This window comes from Jiella flava (assembly GCF_017349315.1).
In the GTDB taxonomy this organism is placed as follows: domain Bacteria; phylum Pseudomonadota; class Alphaproteobacteria; order Rhizobiales; family Rhizobiaceae; genus Jiella; species Jiella flava.
The window spans coordinates 1-12,435 of the sequence record NZ_JAFMPP010000014.1 but is presented as its reverse complement, the minus strand read 5'-3'; the positions used below and the strand labels follow the sequence as shown (position 1 = coordinate 12,435).

At 63.3% G+C, this 12,435-nt stretch carries 24 protein-coding genes; all 24 read right to left on the bottom strand.

The annotated features are described in order from the left end of the window. Positions 1 to 100: 100 nt before the first annotated feature. The gene (locus J1C48_RS14885) at positions 101 to 748 is read right to left on the bottom strand and encodes an adenylate kinase (protein ID WP_207258792.1); all 648 of its coding nucleotides are present in this window, start codon (positions 746 to 748) and stop codon (positions 101 to 103) included. After that, positions 745 to 2,088 (bottom strand): preprotein translocase subunit SecY, encoded by a 1,344-nt coding sequence (gene secY / locus J1C48_RS14880; protein ID WP_207258791.1) that lies wholly within the window; start codon positions 2,086 to 2,088, stop codon positions 745 to 747. The genes J1C48_RS14885 and secY overlap by 4 nt, the downstream gene beginning before the upstream one ends. A 239-nt stretch (positions 2,089 to 2,327) precedes the next feature. Next, positions 2,328 to 2,816, bottom strand: a complete 489-nt coding sequence (rplO, locus tag J1C48_RS14875) for a 50S ribosomal protein L15 (protein WP_207258790.1) — start codon at positions 2,814 to 2,816, stop codon at positions 2,328 to 2,330. A 111-nt stretch (positions 2,817 to 2,927) separates the two neighbouring features. Next, positions 2,928 to 3,131, bottom strand: a complete 204-nt coding sequence (gene rpmD / locus J1C48_RS14870) for a 50S ribosomal protein L30 (RefSeq protein WP_207258789.1) — start codon at positions 3,129 to 3,131, stop codon at positions 2,928 to 2,930. Positions 3,132 to 3,171: 40 nt separating this feature from the next. Continuing rightward, positions 3,172 to 3,756, bottom strand: coding sequence for a 30S ribosomal protein S5 (rpsE, locus tag J1C48_RS14865; protein ID WP_207258788.1), 585 nt, complete (start codon positions 3,754 to 3,756; stop codon positions 3,172 to 3,174). Positions 3,757 to 3,867: 111 nt separating this feature from the next. Further along, positions 3,868 to 4,230, bottom strand: coding sequence for a 50S ribosomal protein L18 (gene rplR / locus J1C48_RS14860; RefSeq protein WP_207258787.1), 363 nt, complete (start codon positions 4,228 to 4,230; stop codon positions 3,868 to 3,870). Positions 4,231 to 4,238: 8 nt separating this feature from the next. Continuing rightward, positions 4,239 to 4,772 carry a 50S ribosomal protein L6 gene (gene rplF, locus J1C48_RS14855; RefSeq protein WP_207258786.1) on the bottom strand — a complete coding sequence of 178 codons (534 nt, stop codon included), beginning with the start codon at positions 4,770 to 4,772 and terminating at the stop codon, positions 4,239 to 4,241. A 136-nt stretch (positions 4,773 to 4,908) separates the two neighbouring features. Then, positions 4,909 to 5,307 (bottom strand): 30S ribosomal protein S8, encoded by a 399-nt coding sequence (gene rpsH / locus J1C48_RS14850; RefSeq protein ID WP_207258785.1) that lies wholly within the window; start codon positions 5,305 to 5,307, stop codon positions 4,909 to 4,911. A gap of 12 nt (positions 5,308 to 5,319) precedes the next feature. Beyond that, positions 5,320 to 5,625 (bottom strand): 30S ribosomal protein S14, encoded by a 306-nt coding sequence (gene rpsN, locus J1C48_RS14845; RefSeq protein ID WP_207258784.1) that lies wholly within the window; start codon positions 5,623 to 5,625, stop codon positions 5,320 to 5,322. A 34-nt stretch (positions 5,626 to 5,659) separates the two neighbouring features. Continuing rightward, positions 5,660 to 6,223, bottom strand: coding sequence for a 50S ribosomal protein L5 (gene rplE / locus J1C48_RS14840; RefSeq protein WP_207258783.1), 564 nt, complete (start codon positions 6,221 to 6,223; stop codon positions 5,660 to 5,662). Continuing rightward, positions 6,216 to 6,530 carry a 50S ribosomal protein L24 gene (rplX, locus tag J1C48_RS14835; RefSeq protein WP_207258782.1) on the bottom strand — a complete coding sequence of 105 codons (315 nt, stop codon included), beginning with the start codon at positions 6,528 to 6,530 and terminating at the stop codon, positions 6,216 to 6,218. The genes rplE and rplX overlap by 8 nt, the downstream gene beginning before the upstream one ends. A gap of 14 nt (positions 6,531 to 6,544) precedes the next feature. Continuing rightward, on the bottom strand, positions 6,545 to 6,913 hold the full coding sequence (rplN, locus tag J1C48_RS14830; protein WP_163461331.1) for a 50S ribosomal protein L14: 369 nt from the start codon (positions 6,911 to 6,913) through the stop codon (positions 6,545 to 6,547). A gap of 66 nt (positions 6,914 to 6,979) precedes the next feature. After that, the gene (rpsQ, locus tag J1C48_RS14825; RefSeq protein WP_207258781.1) at positions 6,980 to 7,231 is read right to left on the bottom strand and encodes a 30S ribosomal protein S17; all 252 of its coding nucleotides are present in this window, start codon (positions 7,229 to 7,231) and stop codon (positions 6,980 to 6,982) included. Between the two features lie 11 nt (positions 7,232 to 7,242). Continuing rightward, a complete protein-coding gene (rpmC, locus tag J1C48_RS14820) occupies positions 7,243 to 7,443 on the bottom strand; it encodes a 50S ribosomal protein L29 (protein WP_207258780.1) in 201 nt (66 codons plus the stop codon). Between the two features lie 14 nt (positions 7,444 to 7,457). After that, entirely contained in the window at positions 7,458 to 7,871 is a 414-nt protein-coding gene (rplP, locus tag J1C48_RS14815) for a 50S ribosomal protein L16 (RefSeq protein WP_207258779.1), read from the bottom strand. 38 nt (positions 7,872 to 7,909) lie between these two features. Next, entirely contained in the window at positions 7,910 to 8,611 is a 702-nt protein-coding gene (gene rpsC / locus J1C48_RS14810) for a 30S ribosomal protein S3 (protein ID WP_207258778.1), read from the bottom strand. After that, on the bottom strand, positions 8,611 to 9,000 hold the full coding sequence (rplV, locus tag J1C48_RS14805; protein WP_207258777.1) for a 50S ribosomal protein L22: 390 nt from the start codon (positions 8,998 to 9,000) through the stop codon (positions 8,611 to 8,613). The genes rpsC and rplV overlap by 1 nt, the downstream gene beginning before the upstream one ends. A gap of 2 nt (positions 9,001 to 9,002) precedes the next feature. After that, positions 9,003 to 9,281, bottom strand: a complete 279-nt coding sequence (gene rpsS / locus J1C48_RS14800) for a 30S ribosomal protein S19 (RefSeq protein ID WP_207258776.1) — start codon at positions 9,279 to 9,281, stop codon at positions 9,003 to 9,005. Positions 9,282 to 9,293: 12 nt separating this feature from the next. Then, entirely contained in the window at positions 9,294 to 10,130 is an 837-nt protein-coding gene (gene rplB, locus J1C48_RS14795; protein WP_207258775.1) for a 50S ribosomal protein L2, read from the bottom strand. A gap of 22 nt (positions 10,131 to 10,152) precedes the next feature. Then, positions 10,153 to 10,446, bottom strand: a complete 294-nt coding sequence (locus tag J1C48_RS14790; RefSeq protein WP_207258774.1) for a 50S ribosomal protein L23 — start codon at positions 10,444 to 10,446, stop codon at positions 10,153 to 10,155. After that, positions 10,443 to 11,063, bottom strand: coding sequence for a 50S ribosomal protein L4 (rplD, locus tag J1C48_RS14785; protein ID WP_207258773.1), 621 nt, complete (start codon positions 11,061 to 11,063; stop codon positions 10,443 to 10,445). Before rplD ends, J1C48_RS14790 begins: the two co-directional genes overlap by 4 nt. Further along, on the bottom strand, positions 11,063 to 11,788 hold the full coding sequence (rplC, locus tag J1C48_RS14780) for a 50S ribosomal protein L3 (protein WP_207258772.1): 726 nt from the start codon (positions 11,786 to 11,788) through the stop codon (positions 11,063 to 11,065). Before rplC ends, rplD begins: the two co-directional genes overlap by 1 nt. Positions 11,789 to 11,813: 25 nt before the next feature. Next, positions 11,814 to 12,122 (bottom strand): 30S ribosomal protein S10, encoded by a 309-nt coding sequence (rpsJ, locus tag J1C48_RS14775; protein WP_006205468.1) that lies wholly within the window; start codon positions 12,120 to 12,122, stop codon positions 11,814 to 11,816. Between the two features lie 189 nt (positions 12,123 to 12,311). Next, a partial coding sequence (locus J1C48_RS14770) for an EF-Tu C-terminal domain-related protein (RefSeq protein ID WP_484825357.1) occupies positions 12,312 to 12,435 on the bottom strand: 124 nt, incomplete at its 5' end.

Sequence of the window (12,435 nt, the reverse complement as noted above, 5' to 3'; positions counted from 1 at the left end):
GGCAACATGCTCTAATGGATCGGCTTGACCTGAACGAACTGGACATTTGCGGTCGCGGCCGGGGCAGATGCAAACGCCCCTGTCCTTCAACCGGTTGACCTCAGCCTTTCAGGATCGCCTCGATATGCTCGCTCACCTCGTTGATCGGCGCCATGCCGTCGATCGAGCGCAGCGTGCCCTTGCAATGGTAGTATCCCACCAGCGGCGAGGTTTCCTTGTAATAGGCCCGCAGCCGCGAGCGCATCGTCTCGGCATTGTCGTCCGGACGCCGCTTGAATTCGGCCGATCCGCAAGTGTCGCAGACCCCCTCGGCCTTCGGCAGGCGGTCCTCGTCATGATAGACCGTGCCGCACTTGGCACAGGAAAAGCGCCCCGAAACCCGCTTCACCAGGACGTCGTCCTCGACCCGCATCTCGATCACGTGGTCCAGATGTTGTCCGCGTGTCTTCAGCAGCGACTCAAGGGCGTCGGCCTGCTTGAGCGTCCGCGGATAACCGTCGAGGATGAAACCGTTGGCGCAATCGGCTTCGTCCAGACGATCGGCGACAATGGCGTTGACCACGTCGTCCGGCACCAGATCGCCGGCATCCATGATCGCTTTTGCCGTCTTCCCCACTTCAGTTCCGGCCGCGACCGCCGCCCGCAGCATGTCTCCTGTCGATAGCTGCGGAATGTCGTGACGATTGATCAGACGCTGTGCCTGCGTTCCCTTCCCCGCTCCCGGCGGGCCCAGCAAAATCAGCTTCATCTGGCTCCTCGTTTCCCCCCTCTGAGTTTTGCCTTCTTGACGAGGCCTTCGTACTGGTGTGCCAGGAGATGGCCCTGGACCTGCGCTACCGTATCCATCGTCACGCTGACGACGATGAGCAGCGACGTGCCACCGAGATAGAACGGAACGCCTGCGGCCGAGATCAGGAATTCGGGCAGCAGACAGATCAGCACGAGATAGATCGCGCCGATCACTGTGATTCGGGTCAGAACATAATCAATGTACTGTGCCGTGCGCTCCCCCGGACGAATGCCCGGAATGAAGCCACCATGCTTCTTCAGATTATCGGCGGTGTCCTGCGGATTGAAGACAAAGGCCGTGTAGAAGAAGGCGAAGAAGGCGATCAGGCCCGCATAAAACACCATATAAAGCGGCTGGCCATGGCCGAGCGAGGCAACGATCGCGGTCGCCCAGCCGGGCAAGTCCTGGGTGTTGGTGAAGTTCGCCACGGTCACCGGCAGCAGCAGCAGCGATGACGCGAAGATCGGCGGAATGACGCCGGCGGTGTTCAGCTTCAGCGGCAGATGCGAGGTGTCGCCCTGGAACATCCGGTTGCCGACCTGGCGCTTCGGATATTGGATCAACAACCGCCGCTGCGCGCGCTCCATGAAGACGATGAAGGCGATGCAGGCGATGGCGACGACGATGACCAAAAGGATGACCGTGGTCGACAGCGCGCCGGTGCGGCCGAGTTCCAAGAGGTTCGCCACGGCCGCCGGCAGATGCGCGACGATACCGGCGAAGATGATCAGCGAGACGCCGTTGCCGATGCCGCGCGAGGTGATCTGCTCACCGAGCCACATCAGGAACATCGTGCCGCCGACGAGGGTGATCACCGCCGAGATACGGAAAAACCAGCCCGGATCGATGACGAGGCCGGCCTGGGTCTCAAGCCCGGCGGCGATGCCGTAGGCCTGGAAGGTCGCCAGAAGCACCGTGCCGTAGCGGGTGTACTGATTGATCACCTGCCGGCCCTGCTCGCCCTCCTTCTTGAGATTCTCGAGCGAGGGAATCACCGACGTCATCATCTGGACGATGATCGAGGCCGAGATATAGGGCATGACTCCGAGGGCGAAGATCGCCATGCGCCCAACGGCGCCACCGGAAAACATGTTGAAGAGGCCGAGAATGCCGGTCGACTGCTGCTGAAACGCCCGCGCCAGCGCGTCAGGGTCAATACCGGGCATCGGAATATAGGTTCCGAGGCGGTAGACCAAGAGAGCGCCGAGGGTGAACCAGATGCGCTTCTTGAGATCCTCGGCCTTGGCGAAGGCCGAAAAATTCAGGTTTGCGGCCAGTTGTTCCGCTGCCGATGCCATGACGAGGAGCTCCCCGGTTTGTCCCGCATGAGGCCGAGCAGCGCGTCAGGCGCCCGACCGAACTCGGGCAGAAGACGGACCTTTTGCCGAGACCCGTCAGATAAGCGGGTGAGCTTCGCCACGCAAGCGCCCAATTTCGTTCCACTTCGAACCGGCGCGTGAATTCGTGGATGCCCCACCCGTGAGGTGACGTCGGCCGGACGGATCCGGCCGACAACAATGCACGGATCGGACCGAGATCAGGCCTCGGCCGATTCGCCGCTCTTGCGGGCGACGGTCGTGGTGAGCGAACCACCGGCCTTCTCGACCTTCTCCGCCGCCGACTTCGACGCACCGGCAACGGTGATCGTCAGCTTGGCGCTCAGATCGCCGTCGCCGAGGAGACGCACGCCGTCCTTGGCGCGGCGCAGGACGCCCGCCGCGATCAGCGCCGCCGCATCGACCGGGGCCGAGGCGTCGAGCTTACCCGCATCGACGGCCTGCTGCAGGCGGCCGACCGAAACGACGTTGTACTTCTTGGCGAAGATGTTGACGAAGCCGCGCTTCGGCAGACGCCGGTAGAGCGGCATCTGGCCGCCCTCGAAGGCGTTGATGGCGACGCCCGAACGGGACTTCTGGCCTTTGACGCCGCGCCCGCCGGTCTTGCCCTTGCCCGACCCGATACCGCGACCCAGACGCTTACGCGAATGGGTGGCGCCGTCCATGTCGGAAAGCTCGTTGAGTTTCATGTCTCTTCTCCTTGGCCACCGCGTGAGCTGCATTCAGCGCTTCGACGGGCCGCCTGGTAAAAGGGGTTCGAAGGCCCGCAAAAGCGCGGGCCCCGCACTGCCGAATGGATGTCAGGCTTCGTCGACGACGCGAACCATGTGAGCGACCTTGGCGATCATCCCGCGAATAGCGGGCGTGTCTTCCAGGGTGCGCCGACGGTTCATCTTGCCGAGGCCGAGGCCGACCAACGTCTGGCGCTGGTCCTTCGGACGACGGATGGGGCTGCCGATCTGCTGGACGGTGACCGTCTTGCCGGCGGGCGTGTTCTTGGCCATGCTCAGGCTCCTTCAAACGATGGCACGAAGGCCGGCCAGGTTATTCCGCCGCAGCGGCTTCTTCGGCAGCAGCCGGAGCCGCACCGGTGTGATCACGGCGGCGAGCCTGCAGCGTCGAATACTTGATGCCGCGGCGCGCAGCGACGTCTTTCGGATGGGTCGCGTTCTTCAACGCATCGAAGGTGGCGCGAACCATGTTGTACGGGTTCGACGAGCCGAGCGACTTGGCGACGACGTCATGCATGCCGACGGCTTCGAACACGGCACGCATCGGGCCACCGGCGATGATACCGGTACCGGCCTCGGCGGTGCGCAGGATGACCTTGCCGGCACCATGGCGGCCCGCGACGTCGTGATGCAGCGTGCGGGCGTCGCGCAGCGGCACGAAAATCAGATCGCGCTTGGCGGCTTCCGTCGCCTTGCGGATCGCTTCCGGCACTTCGCGCGCCTTGCCGTGACCGAAGCCGACGCGGCCCTTCAGGTCGCCGACGACGACGAGCGCGGCAAAGCCGAAGCGACGGCCGCCCTTCACGACTTTCGCGACACGATTGATGTGGACGAGCTTGTCAACAAAGCCGTCGTCATGATCGTCACGGCGATCATTGCGTTCATTGCGAGGCGCCATATCCTGTTCCTTGTTCTTTTCCGGAGGCGTCCATGGGAACGGCCGCCCTCATCAGGCGGCCGCGTGATGCGATAGCGCATTCACGCCATCGAATAAAGCCTTTTGGGCCGATCAGAAGTTCAGACCGGCCTCGCGCGCGGAGTCGGCAACTGCCTTGACCCGCCCGTGATAGATGAAGGCGCCGCGATCGAAGACGACGTCGGTGACGCCGGCTTCCTTGGCACGCTCGGCGACGAGCTTGCCAACGGCCTGGGCCGCGGCGACGTCGGCGCCGGTCTTCAGCTCCTTGCGGAGCGACGGCTCGAGACTCGAGGCCGAAGCAAGCGTACGGCCCGCCTCATCATCGATGACCTGAGCGTAGATGTTCTTCGACGAACGGTGCACGGACAGCCGCGGACGACCATTCGCAACCTTCTTCAGCGAGCGGCGGATCCGCGAAGCACGGCGCCGCAGCGATTCCTTAGGAGTAGCCATGACGAACCTTACTTCTTCTTGCCTTCCTTACGAACGATCGTCTCGTTCGCGTACTTCACACCCTTGCCCTTGTAAGGCTCGGGACCGCGATACTCGCGGATCTCCGCGGCGACCTGGCCGACGCGCTGCTTGTCGATGCCCGACACGATGATTTCGGTCGGCTTCGGCACCTGGATCTGAATGCCCTCGGGCGTCTGGTAGACGACCTCGTGGGAGAAGCCCAGCGACAGCTGCAGGTTCTTGCCCTGCATGGCGGCGCGGTAGCCGACACCGTTGATCTCGAGCTTCTTCTCGAAGCCCGTCTTCACACCCGCCAGGATGTTGGCGATCATCGTGCGCGACATGCCCCACTTGGAGCGGGCATCCTTCGACTGATCGCGCGGATCGACCGAGATGGCGCCGTCCTCGAGCTTCACCAGAACCTCGTCGTTGACGACGAAGGACAGTTCGCCCTTGGGGCCCTTGGCCTTGACCGTCTGGCCGTCGACCGCGGCGGTGACGCCATCGGGAATGGCCACCGGCTTCTTACCAATACGAGACATTTCGAAACCCTGTTTCGTTCATGGCCGCCTTGTGCCCGTGAAGGCGACGGGTCCATGCGTGGCTTAAATGCGCGGGAACGGCGAACGCAGCGTCAAGCCGCCACGATCGCCGCTCTATCGCATATCTGACACCGGATCAGAAGACCCGGCAGAGAATCTCGCCGCCCACGTTCTGCTCGCGAGCATTGTGGTCGGCCATCACGCCCTTCGGCGTCGACAGCACCGAGATACCGAGGCCGTTGGCGACCTGCGGGATCGTCTTGGCCGACACATAGACGCGGCGCCCGGGCTTGGAAACGCGGGCGATCTCACGGATCACCGGCTGGCCCTCGTAGTACTTCAGCTCAATCTCGAACTCGGACTTGCCGTTATCGAAATCGGTGAGCGTATAGCCGCGGATGTAGCCCTCGTCCTTCAAGACGTCGAGCACGCGGCCACGCAGCTTGGAAGCCGGCGTGGAGACCGAGGACTTGTTGCGCAGCACCGCATTGCGGATGCGGGTCAGCATATCGCCGAGCGGATCAGACATCGACATAGCGTATCCTCCTTACCAGCTCGACTTCACGATGCCAGGAATCTGGCCGTTATTGCCCAGTTCCCGGAGCGCGATACGGCTCATCTTGAGCTTGCGATAGTAGGCGCGCGGGCGACCGGTGACTTCGCAGCGATTGCGAATGCGCACCTTCGACCCGTTGCGCGGCAGCTCGGCGAGCTGCAGCTGCGCCTTGAAACGCTCTTCCATCGGAGCGTCGGCATTCTTGGTGATCGCCTTCAGAGCAGCCCGCTTGGCGGCGTATTTCGCCACCATGTTCTGGCGGCGCTTGTTCTGCTCGATCATGCCCTTCTTGGCCATTGTCTCGTCCTTTGCTCGTCTGCCGTTACAGGCGTCAATGCTGGCGGAAGGGGAAGTTGAACGCCTTGAGAAGGGCGCGCGCTTCCTCGTCCGTCTTGGCCGTCGTACAAACGATGATGTCCATGCCCCACATCTGATCAACCTTGTCGTAGTTGATCTCGGGGAACACGATGTGCTCCTTGATGCCCATGGCGAAGTTGCCACGGCCGTCAAAGCTCTTCGGGTTGAGGCCACGGAAGTCGCGGACCCGGGGCAGAGCGACCTGGATCAGACGATCCATAAACTCATACATGCGCTCGCGGCGCAGCGTGACCTTGCAGCCGATCGGCATGCCCTCACGCACCTTGAAGCCGGCGATCGACTTCGTGGCGCGGGTGATGACCGGCTTCTGACCGGCGATCTTGGCAAGATCCTCGGCGGCGACCGACGGCTTCTTGGAATCGCCGGTGGCTTCACCGACGCCCATGTTGATCACGATCTTGTCGAGCCGCGGAACCTGCATGTTGTTCTCGTAGGAGAACTGCTCCTGCATGGCCTTGCGGATGTCCTCGCGATAGACACGCTTCAGGCGAGGCTCGTAAGTGGCGGCTTCAGCCATTGATCTCTTCCCCTGAACGCTTGGCGACGCGCAGCTTCGTGCCGTCCTCCAAGATCTTGATGCCCACCCGGGTCGGCTTGCCATCCTTGGGATCGGCATAGGCCAGATTCGACAGGTGAATCGGCGCTTCCTTGGCGATGATCCCGGCCTCCTGCGAGGCGGTCTGACGCTGGTGGCGCTTGACCATGTTGATGCCACGAACCAGCGCACGGTTCTCCTTCGGCATCACCTGGATGACTTCACCCGACCGGCCCTTGTCCTTGCCGGCGAGCACGACGACGGTGTCGCCCTTGCGGATCTTCTGCATCGTCCGCTCTCCTCTTAAAGAACTTCGGGGGCGAGCGACACGATCTTCATGTGGTTCTTACCGCGAAGCTCGCGGGGAACCGGGCCGAAGATACGGGTGCCGATCGGCTCCTTCTTGTTGTCGATCAGGACGGCGGCGTTCCGGTCGAACCGGATCACCGAACCGTCGGCGCGGCGGATGTCCTTGGCGGTACGCACCACCACGGCCTTCATCACGTCGCCCTTCTTGACGCGGCCCCGCGGGATCGCCTCCTTGACGGACACGACGATGACGTCGCCGACCGAGGCGTACTTCCGCTTCGAACCGCCCAGCACCTTGATGCACATGACACGACGGGCGCCGGAATTATCGGCCACGTCGAGGTTTGTTTGCATCTGAATCATGTCAGGCCGCCTTCAAAAGATTACCACCGGGAGCGCCGCTGGGTGCGGCGAACCTGGCGAAAAAGTTCAACTTGCTGCTCGGCTCGTCGCACTGGAGACGACGATCCAGCTTTTGTCCTTCGAGATCGGTCGCGACTCTTCGATGGAGACGATATCGCCAACCTTGCACTGATTGCTTTCGTCATGCGCCTTGTACTTCTTCGACCGGCGCACGGTCTTCTTCAGCAGTGGATGGGCGAAACGGCGTTCCACCAGCACCACCACGGTCTTGTCATTCTTGTCGGAGACAACCGTCCCCTGCAGGATGCGTTTCGGCATTGTCTCGTCCTTCAGGCCTTGGCCGTGTCCGCCTTGGCGCGGACAGCCGTCTTGATCCGCGCGATGTCGCGGCGGACCTGGCGCACGCGCGCAGTGTTTTCGAGCTGACCCGTGGCCCGCTGGAAACGCAGGTTGAACTGCTCTTTCTTCAGCTTGGCGAGCTCGTCGGTGAGTTCGTCCGGGGTCATCGATCTGACGTCGGAAGCTTTCACGTCAAACTCTCCTATTATTCCGCAATGCGCTGGATGAAGCGCGTGCGCACCGGAAGCTTCGCGGCGCCGAGGCGCAGAGCCTCGCGGGCGATATCCTCGGGAACGCCGTCGATCTCGAACATGATCCGGCCAGGGTGAACCCGCGCCGCCCAGTAGTCGACGCCGCCCTTGCCCTTACCCATGCGGACTTCGGTCGGCTTCGACGTCACCGGAAGATCCGGGAAGATCCGGATCCACACCCGGCCCTGACGTTTCATCTGACGCGTGATCGCACGGCGGGCTGCCTCGATCTGGCGAGCGGTCACCCGCTCCGGCTCCAGGGCCTTCAGGCCGTAGGCGCCGAAATTGAGTGCCGTTCCGCCCTTGGCGGTACCGTGAATGCGTCCCTTGAACGCTTTCCGGTACTTCGTACGCTTTGGCTGCAGCATCTTTTCAACTCCGAATTCTCAAAAGGCCTCAGGCGACCTCAGGCGTGCTCGCGGCGACGGCCGCCCTGCCCCTCGCCCTCGACCTGACGGCGCTCGGCGGCCATCGGATCGTGTTCGAGGATCTCGCCCTTGAAGATCCAAACCTTGACGCCGCAGATGCCGTAAGCCGTCTCGGCCTCCGCGGTGCCGTAGTCGATGTCGGCGCGCAGCGTGTGCAGCGGCACCCGGCCCTCGCGATACCACTCGGTGCGGGCGATTTCCGCACCGCCGAGACGACCGCCACAATTGATGCGGATGCCTTCGGCACCGAGGCGCATCGCCGACTGGACCGCGCGCTTCATCGCCCGCCGGAAGGCCACGCGACGCTCGAGCTGCTGGGCGATCGACTGGGCGACCAAGGTCGCGTCGATCTCGGGCTTGCGCACCTCGACGATGTTAATATGCGTCTCGGCATTGGTCATCTGCGACAGCTTGCGGCGCAGCTTCTCGATGTCGGCGCCCTTCTTGCCGATCACGATGCCCGGACGCGCCGAGTGGATCGTGATGCGGCACTTCTTGTGCGGCCGCTCGATGACGATCTTCGAAACAGCCGCCTGCTTCAGCTCGTTCATCAGGTAGTCACGGATCTTCAGATCCTCGTGGAGGAGCTGGCCGTACTCGCCCTTGTTCGCGAACCAGCGCGAGTCCCAGGTGCGGTTGATGCCGAGCCGAAAGCCGGTCGGATTGATTTTCTGACCCATTACGCGGCCTCCTCGACTTCCTCGACTTCGCGCACGACGATGGTCAGATGCGCGAACGGCTTTTCGACCCGGCTCGCGCGGCCACGGCCACGGGCATGGAAGCGCTTCATCGTGATCGACTTGCCGACATAGGCTTCAGCGACCACCAGAGCGTCGACATCGAGATCATGGTTGTTCTCGGCGTTTGCGATGGCGCTTTCCAGCGTCTTCTTGACCGTTTCGGCGATCCGCTTGCGCGAGAAGGTGAGGTCCGCCAGGGCCCGATCGACCTTCTTGCCGCGAATCATCTGCGCGACCAGGTTGAGTTTCTGCGGGCTGACGCGGATGGAACGGGCGATCGCCTTCGCCTCGTTGTCCGCAAGCCGACGCTCGGCTTTCGCCTTGCCCATGGTTACTTCCTCTTCGCCTTCTTGTCGGCGCCGTGGCCGTAATAGGTCCGGGTGGGAGCGAATTCGCCGAACTTGTGTCCGACCATGTCCTCGCTCACTGCGACCGGAATGTGCTTGTTGCCGTTGTAGACGCCGAAGGTCAGACCGACGAACTGCGGCAGAATCGTCGACCGCCGGGTCCAGATCTTGATGACGTCGTTGCGACCGCTCGATTGGGCCTTCTCGGCCTTCTTCAGCAGAAAGCCATCGACGAATGGGCCCTTCCAGACAGAACGTGCCATTGAAAGTTTCCCTTATTTCTTGCGCTGGTGGCGCGAACGCATGATGAACTTGTCGGTCGACTTGTTCTGGCGCGTGCGCTTGCCCTTTGTCGGCTTGCCCCACGGGGTCACCGGATGACGGCCGCCCGAGGTGCGGCCTTCACCACCGCCGTGCGGATGGTCGACCGGGTTCATCGCGACGCCGCGAACATGCGGCCGCTTGCCGAGCCAGCGCGAGCGGCCCGCCTTGCCGAGATTGATGTTGCCGTGGTCCGGGTTGGACACCGCGCCAACCGTCGCAAAACACGACGACGGCACGAGGCGCTGTTCACCCGAATTGAGGCGCAGGATCGCCATGCCCTGGTCGCGGCCAACGAGCTGCGCGTAGGCACCCGCCGAACGGGCGATCTGACCGCCCTTTTCCGGTTTCATCTCCACATTGTGGACGATGGTGCCCACCGGCATGGCCGCCAGCGGCATCGCGTTGCCCGGCTTCACGTCGACTCCCGAGAGACCGGCGACGACCGTGTCGCCCGCCGACAGGCGCTGCGGCGCGAGGATATAGGCGAGTTCGCCGTCCTCGTACTTGATCAGCGCGATGAACGCGGTGCGGTTCGGATCGTATTCGAGCCGCTCCACCGTCCCCGGCACGTCGAGCTTGCGACGCTTGAAGTCGATGATGCGGTAGGTCCGCTTGTGACCGCCGCCCTGATAGCGCGCGGTCACGCGACCGGTGTTGTTGCGCCCGCCCTTCTGGGTGAGGCCCTCGGTCAGATGCTTGACCGGCTTGCCTTTGTGCAGGCCCGAACGGTCGACGATGACCAGCTGACGCTGGCTCGGCGTGTTCGGTTTGAAGTTCTTCAGTGCCATCTCGCTATTCCTCCGGTCCCGCTCAGAGTCCGGTCGACACGTCGATCGACTGGCCCTCGGCCAACGTCACGACGGCTTTTTTCTGATCGCTCTGGCGTCCGATGCGGCCGCGGAAGCGCTTGACCTTGCCCTTGCGGACGAGGATGTTCACGGCGGTGACCTTGACGTTGAAGAGGCTTTCCACCGCAGCCTTGATCTGCGGCTTCGTCGTCGTCAGCGGCACATTGAAGACCACCTGATTGGACTCCGACAGGAGCGTCGACTTCTCGGTGATCACCGGCGAGGTGATGACGTCATAGTGGCGCAGATCGGTCATTTGAACCGCTCCTCGAGAGCCTCGACTGCGGCCTTGGACAGAACCAGCGTCTGCCGGCGCAGAATGTCATAAACATTGATGCCCTGCACCGGCAGGACGTCGATGTGCGGAATGTTGCGAGCCGAGCGCGAGAAGTTCTCGTCGAGTTCGGCGCCGCCGATGATCAGCGCGTTGGCAAGGCCGAGATCGGCGAAGCGCTTGACCGTTGCCTTGGTCTTGGCCTCGTCAGCCTTCAGCTCGTCGACGACGATGATGCCGCCCGACTTCGCCTTCGCCGACAGAGCATGCTTCAGCGCCAGCGCGCGGAACTTCTTCGGCAGGTCATGGGCATGGCTGCGCGAAACCGGCCCATGGGCCTTGCCGCCGCCGCGGAACTGCGGCGCGCGGGCCGAGCCGTGACGGGCACGACCGGTTCCCTTCTGCCGGTAGAGCTTGGCGCCGGTGCGGGCGATTTCGGCCCGTCCGAGAGTCTGATGCGTGCCCTGCTGACGCTTGGCCAACTGCCAGCGCACCATACGCTGGAGGATGTCCTCGCGCGGCTCGAGACCGAAGATCTCGTCGGCCAGCGTCACTTTGCCGGCGTCGGACCCGTCGAGGCTCTTGATCGTGATATCCATTATTCGGCCCCCTCGGACTCGGTCGCTTCGACTTTCGCCGCATCGTTGGCCGCCGTCCGGATCGCCGCCGGCTTCGGCGCGCTGTCCGGCAGCGAAGCCTTCACCGCGTCGCGAACCTCGATCCAGCCGCCCTTCGAACCCGGCACGGCGCCGCGAACGAGGATCAAGCCCTTTTCCGGATCGGTGCGCACGATTTCGAGGTTCTGCGTGGTCACGCGAACCTGACCCATGTGGCCGGCCATCTTCTTGTTCTTGAAGACCTTGCCCGGATCCTGGCGCTGACCGGTCGAACCGTGCGAGCGATGCGAGACCGACACACCGTGGGTGGCGCGAAGACCACCGAAGTTGTGTCGCTTCATCGCGCCGGCAAAGCCCTTACCGATCGACGTGCCGGTCACGTCCACCATCTGACCGGGAACGAAATGATCGGCGGTGATTTCGGCACCGACGTCGATCATGTTGTCCGCGGAAACGCGGAACTCGACGAGCTTGCGCTTCGGCTCGACGGAGGCCTGGGCGAAGACGCCCCGCATGGCCTTCGACGTATTCTTCACCTTCGCAAGACCCGCACCGAGCTGAACGGCCGTATAGCCGTTCTTCTCCTGGGTCCGCTGGGCGACGACCTGTAGGTTCTCGACCTTCAGGACGGTGACCGGAACATGCTCGCCGGCGTCGTTATAGACGCGGGTCATGCCGACCTTCTGTGCAATCACACCTGAACGCATGGGCGTTATCCTTCCCGTGCTCGGATCAGAGCTTGATCTCGACGTCAACGCCGGCGGCGAGGTCGAGCTTCATCAGCGCATCGACCGTCTGCGGCGTCGGATCGACGATGTCGAGAAGCCGCTTGTGGGTGCGCATTTCGAACTGCTCACGCGACTTCTTGTCGACGTGCGGCGAGCGGTTGACGGTGAACTTCTCGATGCGCGTCGGCAGCGGGATCGGCCCGCGCACGTTCGCGCCGGTGCGCTTGGCCGTCGACACGATCTCGCGCGTCGAAGCGTCGAGGACCCGGTGGTCGAACGCCTTCAGACGGATGCGGATATTCTGGCCGTTCATGTTTTCTTGTCCTCTGTCGGAAGTGACCGGCAAGCCAGCCCTTCTCCGAGCGCTTGTCATTCTTCTCTTCAGCCAAATCGAAGCGCGGGTGCCCGTCCCGCATGCGCCCCTCTTCCAAGGGGAGCAAAAGGCCGGCGCCGAGCGATCCTGATCGACCGCGGCGCGCCGGCCCTTGAGCGAAACCGTCGCTTACTCGACGATCGAGGCGACGATGCCGGCGCCGACGGTGCGGCCGCCTTCGCGGATAGCGAAGCGCAGCTTTTCTTCCATCGCGATCGGCACGATCAGCGCCACGTCCATGGTCACGTTGTCG

Bases quoted from the DNA above. Each gene is read 5' to 3' on its own strand.
- rpmD (WP_207258789.1), bottom strand. From the start codon at position 3,131: ATGGCCAAGAACACGCCCGCCGGCAAGACGGTCACCGTCCAGCAGATC.
- J1C48_RS14885 (WP_207258792.1), bottom strand. From the start codon at position 748: ATGAAGCTGATTTTGCTGGGCCCGCCGGGAGCGGGGAAGGGAACGCAG.
- rplV (WP_207258777.1), bottom strand. From the start codon at position 9,000: ATGGGCAAGGCGAAAGCCGAGCGTCGGCTTGCGGACAACGAGGCGAAG.
- rpsC (WP_207258778.1), bottom strand. From the start codon at position 8,611: ATGGGTCAGAAAATCAATCCGACCGGCTTTCGGCTCGGCATCAACCGC.
- J1C48_RS14790 (WP_207258774.1), bottom strand. From the start codon at position 10,446: ATGACCGATCTGCGCCACTATGACGTCATCACCTCGCCGGTGATCACC.
- rplB (WP_207258775.1), bottom strand. From the start codon at position 10,130: ATGGCACTGAAGAACTTCAAACCGAACACGCCGAGCCAGCGTCAGCTG.
- rplC (WP_207258772.1), bottom strand. From the start codon at position 11,788: ATGCGTTCAGGTGTGATTGCACAGAAGGTCGGCATGACCCGCGTCTAT.
- rpsJ (WP_006205468.1), bottom strand. From the start codon at position 12,122: ATGAACGGCCAGAATATCCGCATCCGTCTGAAGGCGTTCGACCACCGG.
- rplE (WP_207258783.1), bottom strand. From the start codon at position 6,223: ATGGCTGAAGCCGCCACTTACGAGCCTCGCCTGAAGCGTGTCTATCGC.
- rplX (WP_207258782.1), bottom strand. From the start codon at position 6,530: ATGCAGAAGATCCGCAAGGGCGACACCGTCGTCGTGCTCGCCGGCAAG.
- rplR (WP_207258787.1), bottom strand. From the start codon at position 4,230: ATGGCTACTCCTAAGGAATCGCTGCGGCGCCGTGCTTCGCGGATCCGC.
- rplO (WP_207258790.1), bottom strand. From the start codon at position 2,816: ATGAAACTCAACGAGCTTTCCGACATGGACGGCGCCACCCATTCGCGT.
- rplN (WP_163461331.1), bottom strand. From the start codon at position 6,913: ATGATTCAGATGCAAACAAACCTCGACGTGGCCGATAATTCCGGCGCC.
- rpsN (WP_207258784.1), bottom strand. From the start codon at position 5,625: ATGGCCAAGAAGGGCATGATCGAGCAGAACAAGCGCCGCCAGAACATG.
- rpsS (WP_207258776.1), bottom strand. From the start codon at position 9,281: ATGGCACGTTCTGTCTGGAAGGGCCCATTCGTCGATGGCTTTCTGCTG.
- rplP (WP_207258779.1), bottom strand. From the start codon at position 7,871: ATGCTGCAGCCAAAGCGTACGAAGTACCGGAAAGCGTTCAAGGGACGC.
- rplF (WP_207258786.1), bottom strand. From the start codon at position 4,772: ATGTCTCGTATTGGTAAGAAGCCGGTGGCCATTCCCGATGGCGTCACC.
- rpsQ (WP_207258781.1), bottom strand. From the start codon at position 7,231: ATGCCGAAACGCATCCTGCAGGGGACGGTTGTCTCCGACAAGAATGAC.
- secY (WP_207258791.1), bottom strand. From the start codon at position 2,088: ATGGCATCGGCAGCGGAACAACTGGCCGCAAACCTGAATTTTTCGGCC.
- rpsE (WP_207258788.1), bottom strand. From the start codon at position 3,756: ATGGCGCCTCGCAATGAACGCAATGATCGCCGTGACGATCATGACGAC.
- rpsH (WP_207258785.1), bottom strand. From the start codon at position 5,307: ATGTCGATGTCTGATCCGCTCGGCGATATGCTGACCCGCATCCGCAAT.
- rplD (WP_207258773.1), bottom strand. From the start codon at position 11,063: ATGGATATCACGATCAAGAGCCTCGACGGGTCCGACGCCGGCAAAGTG.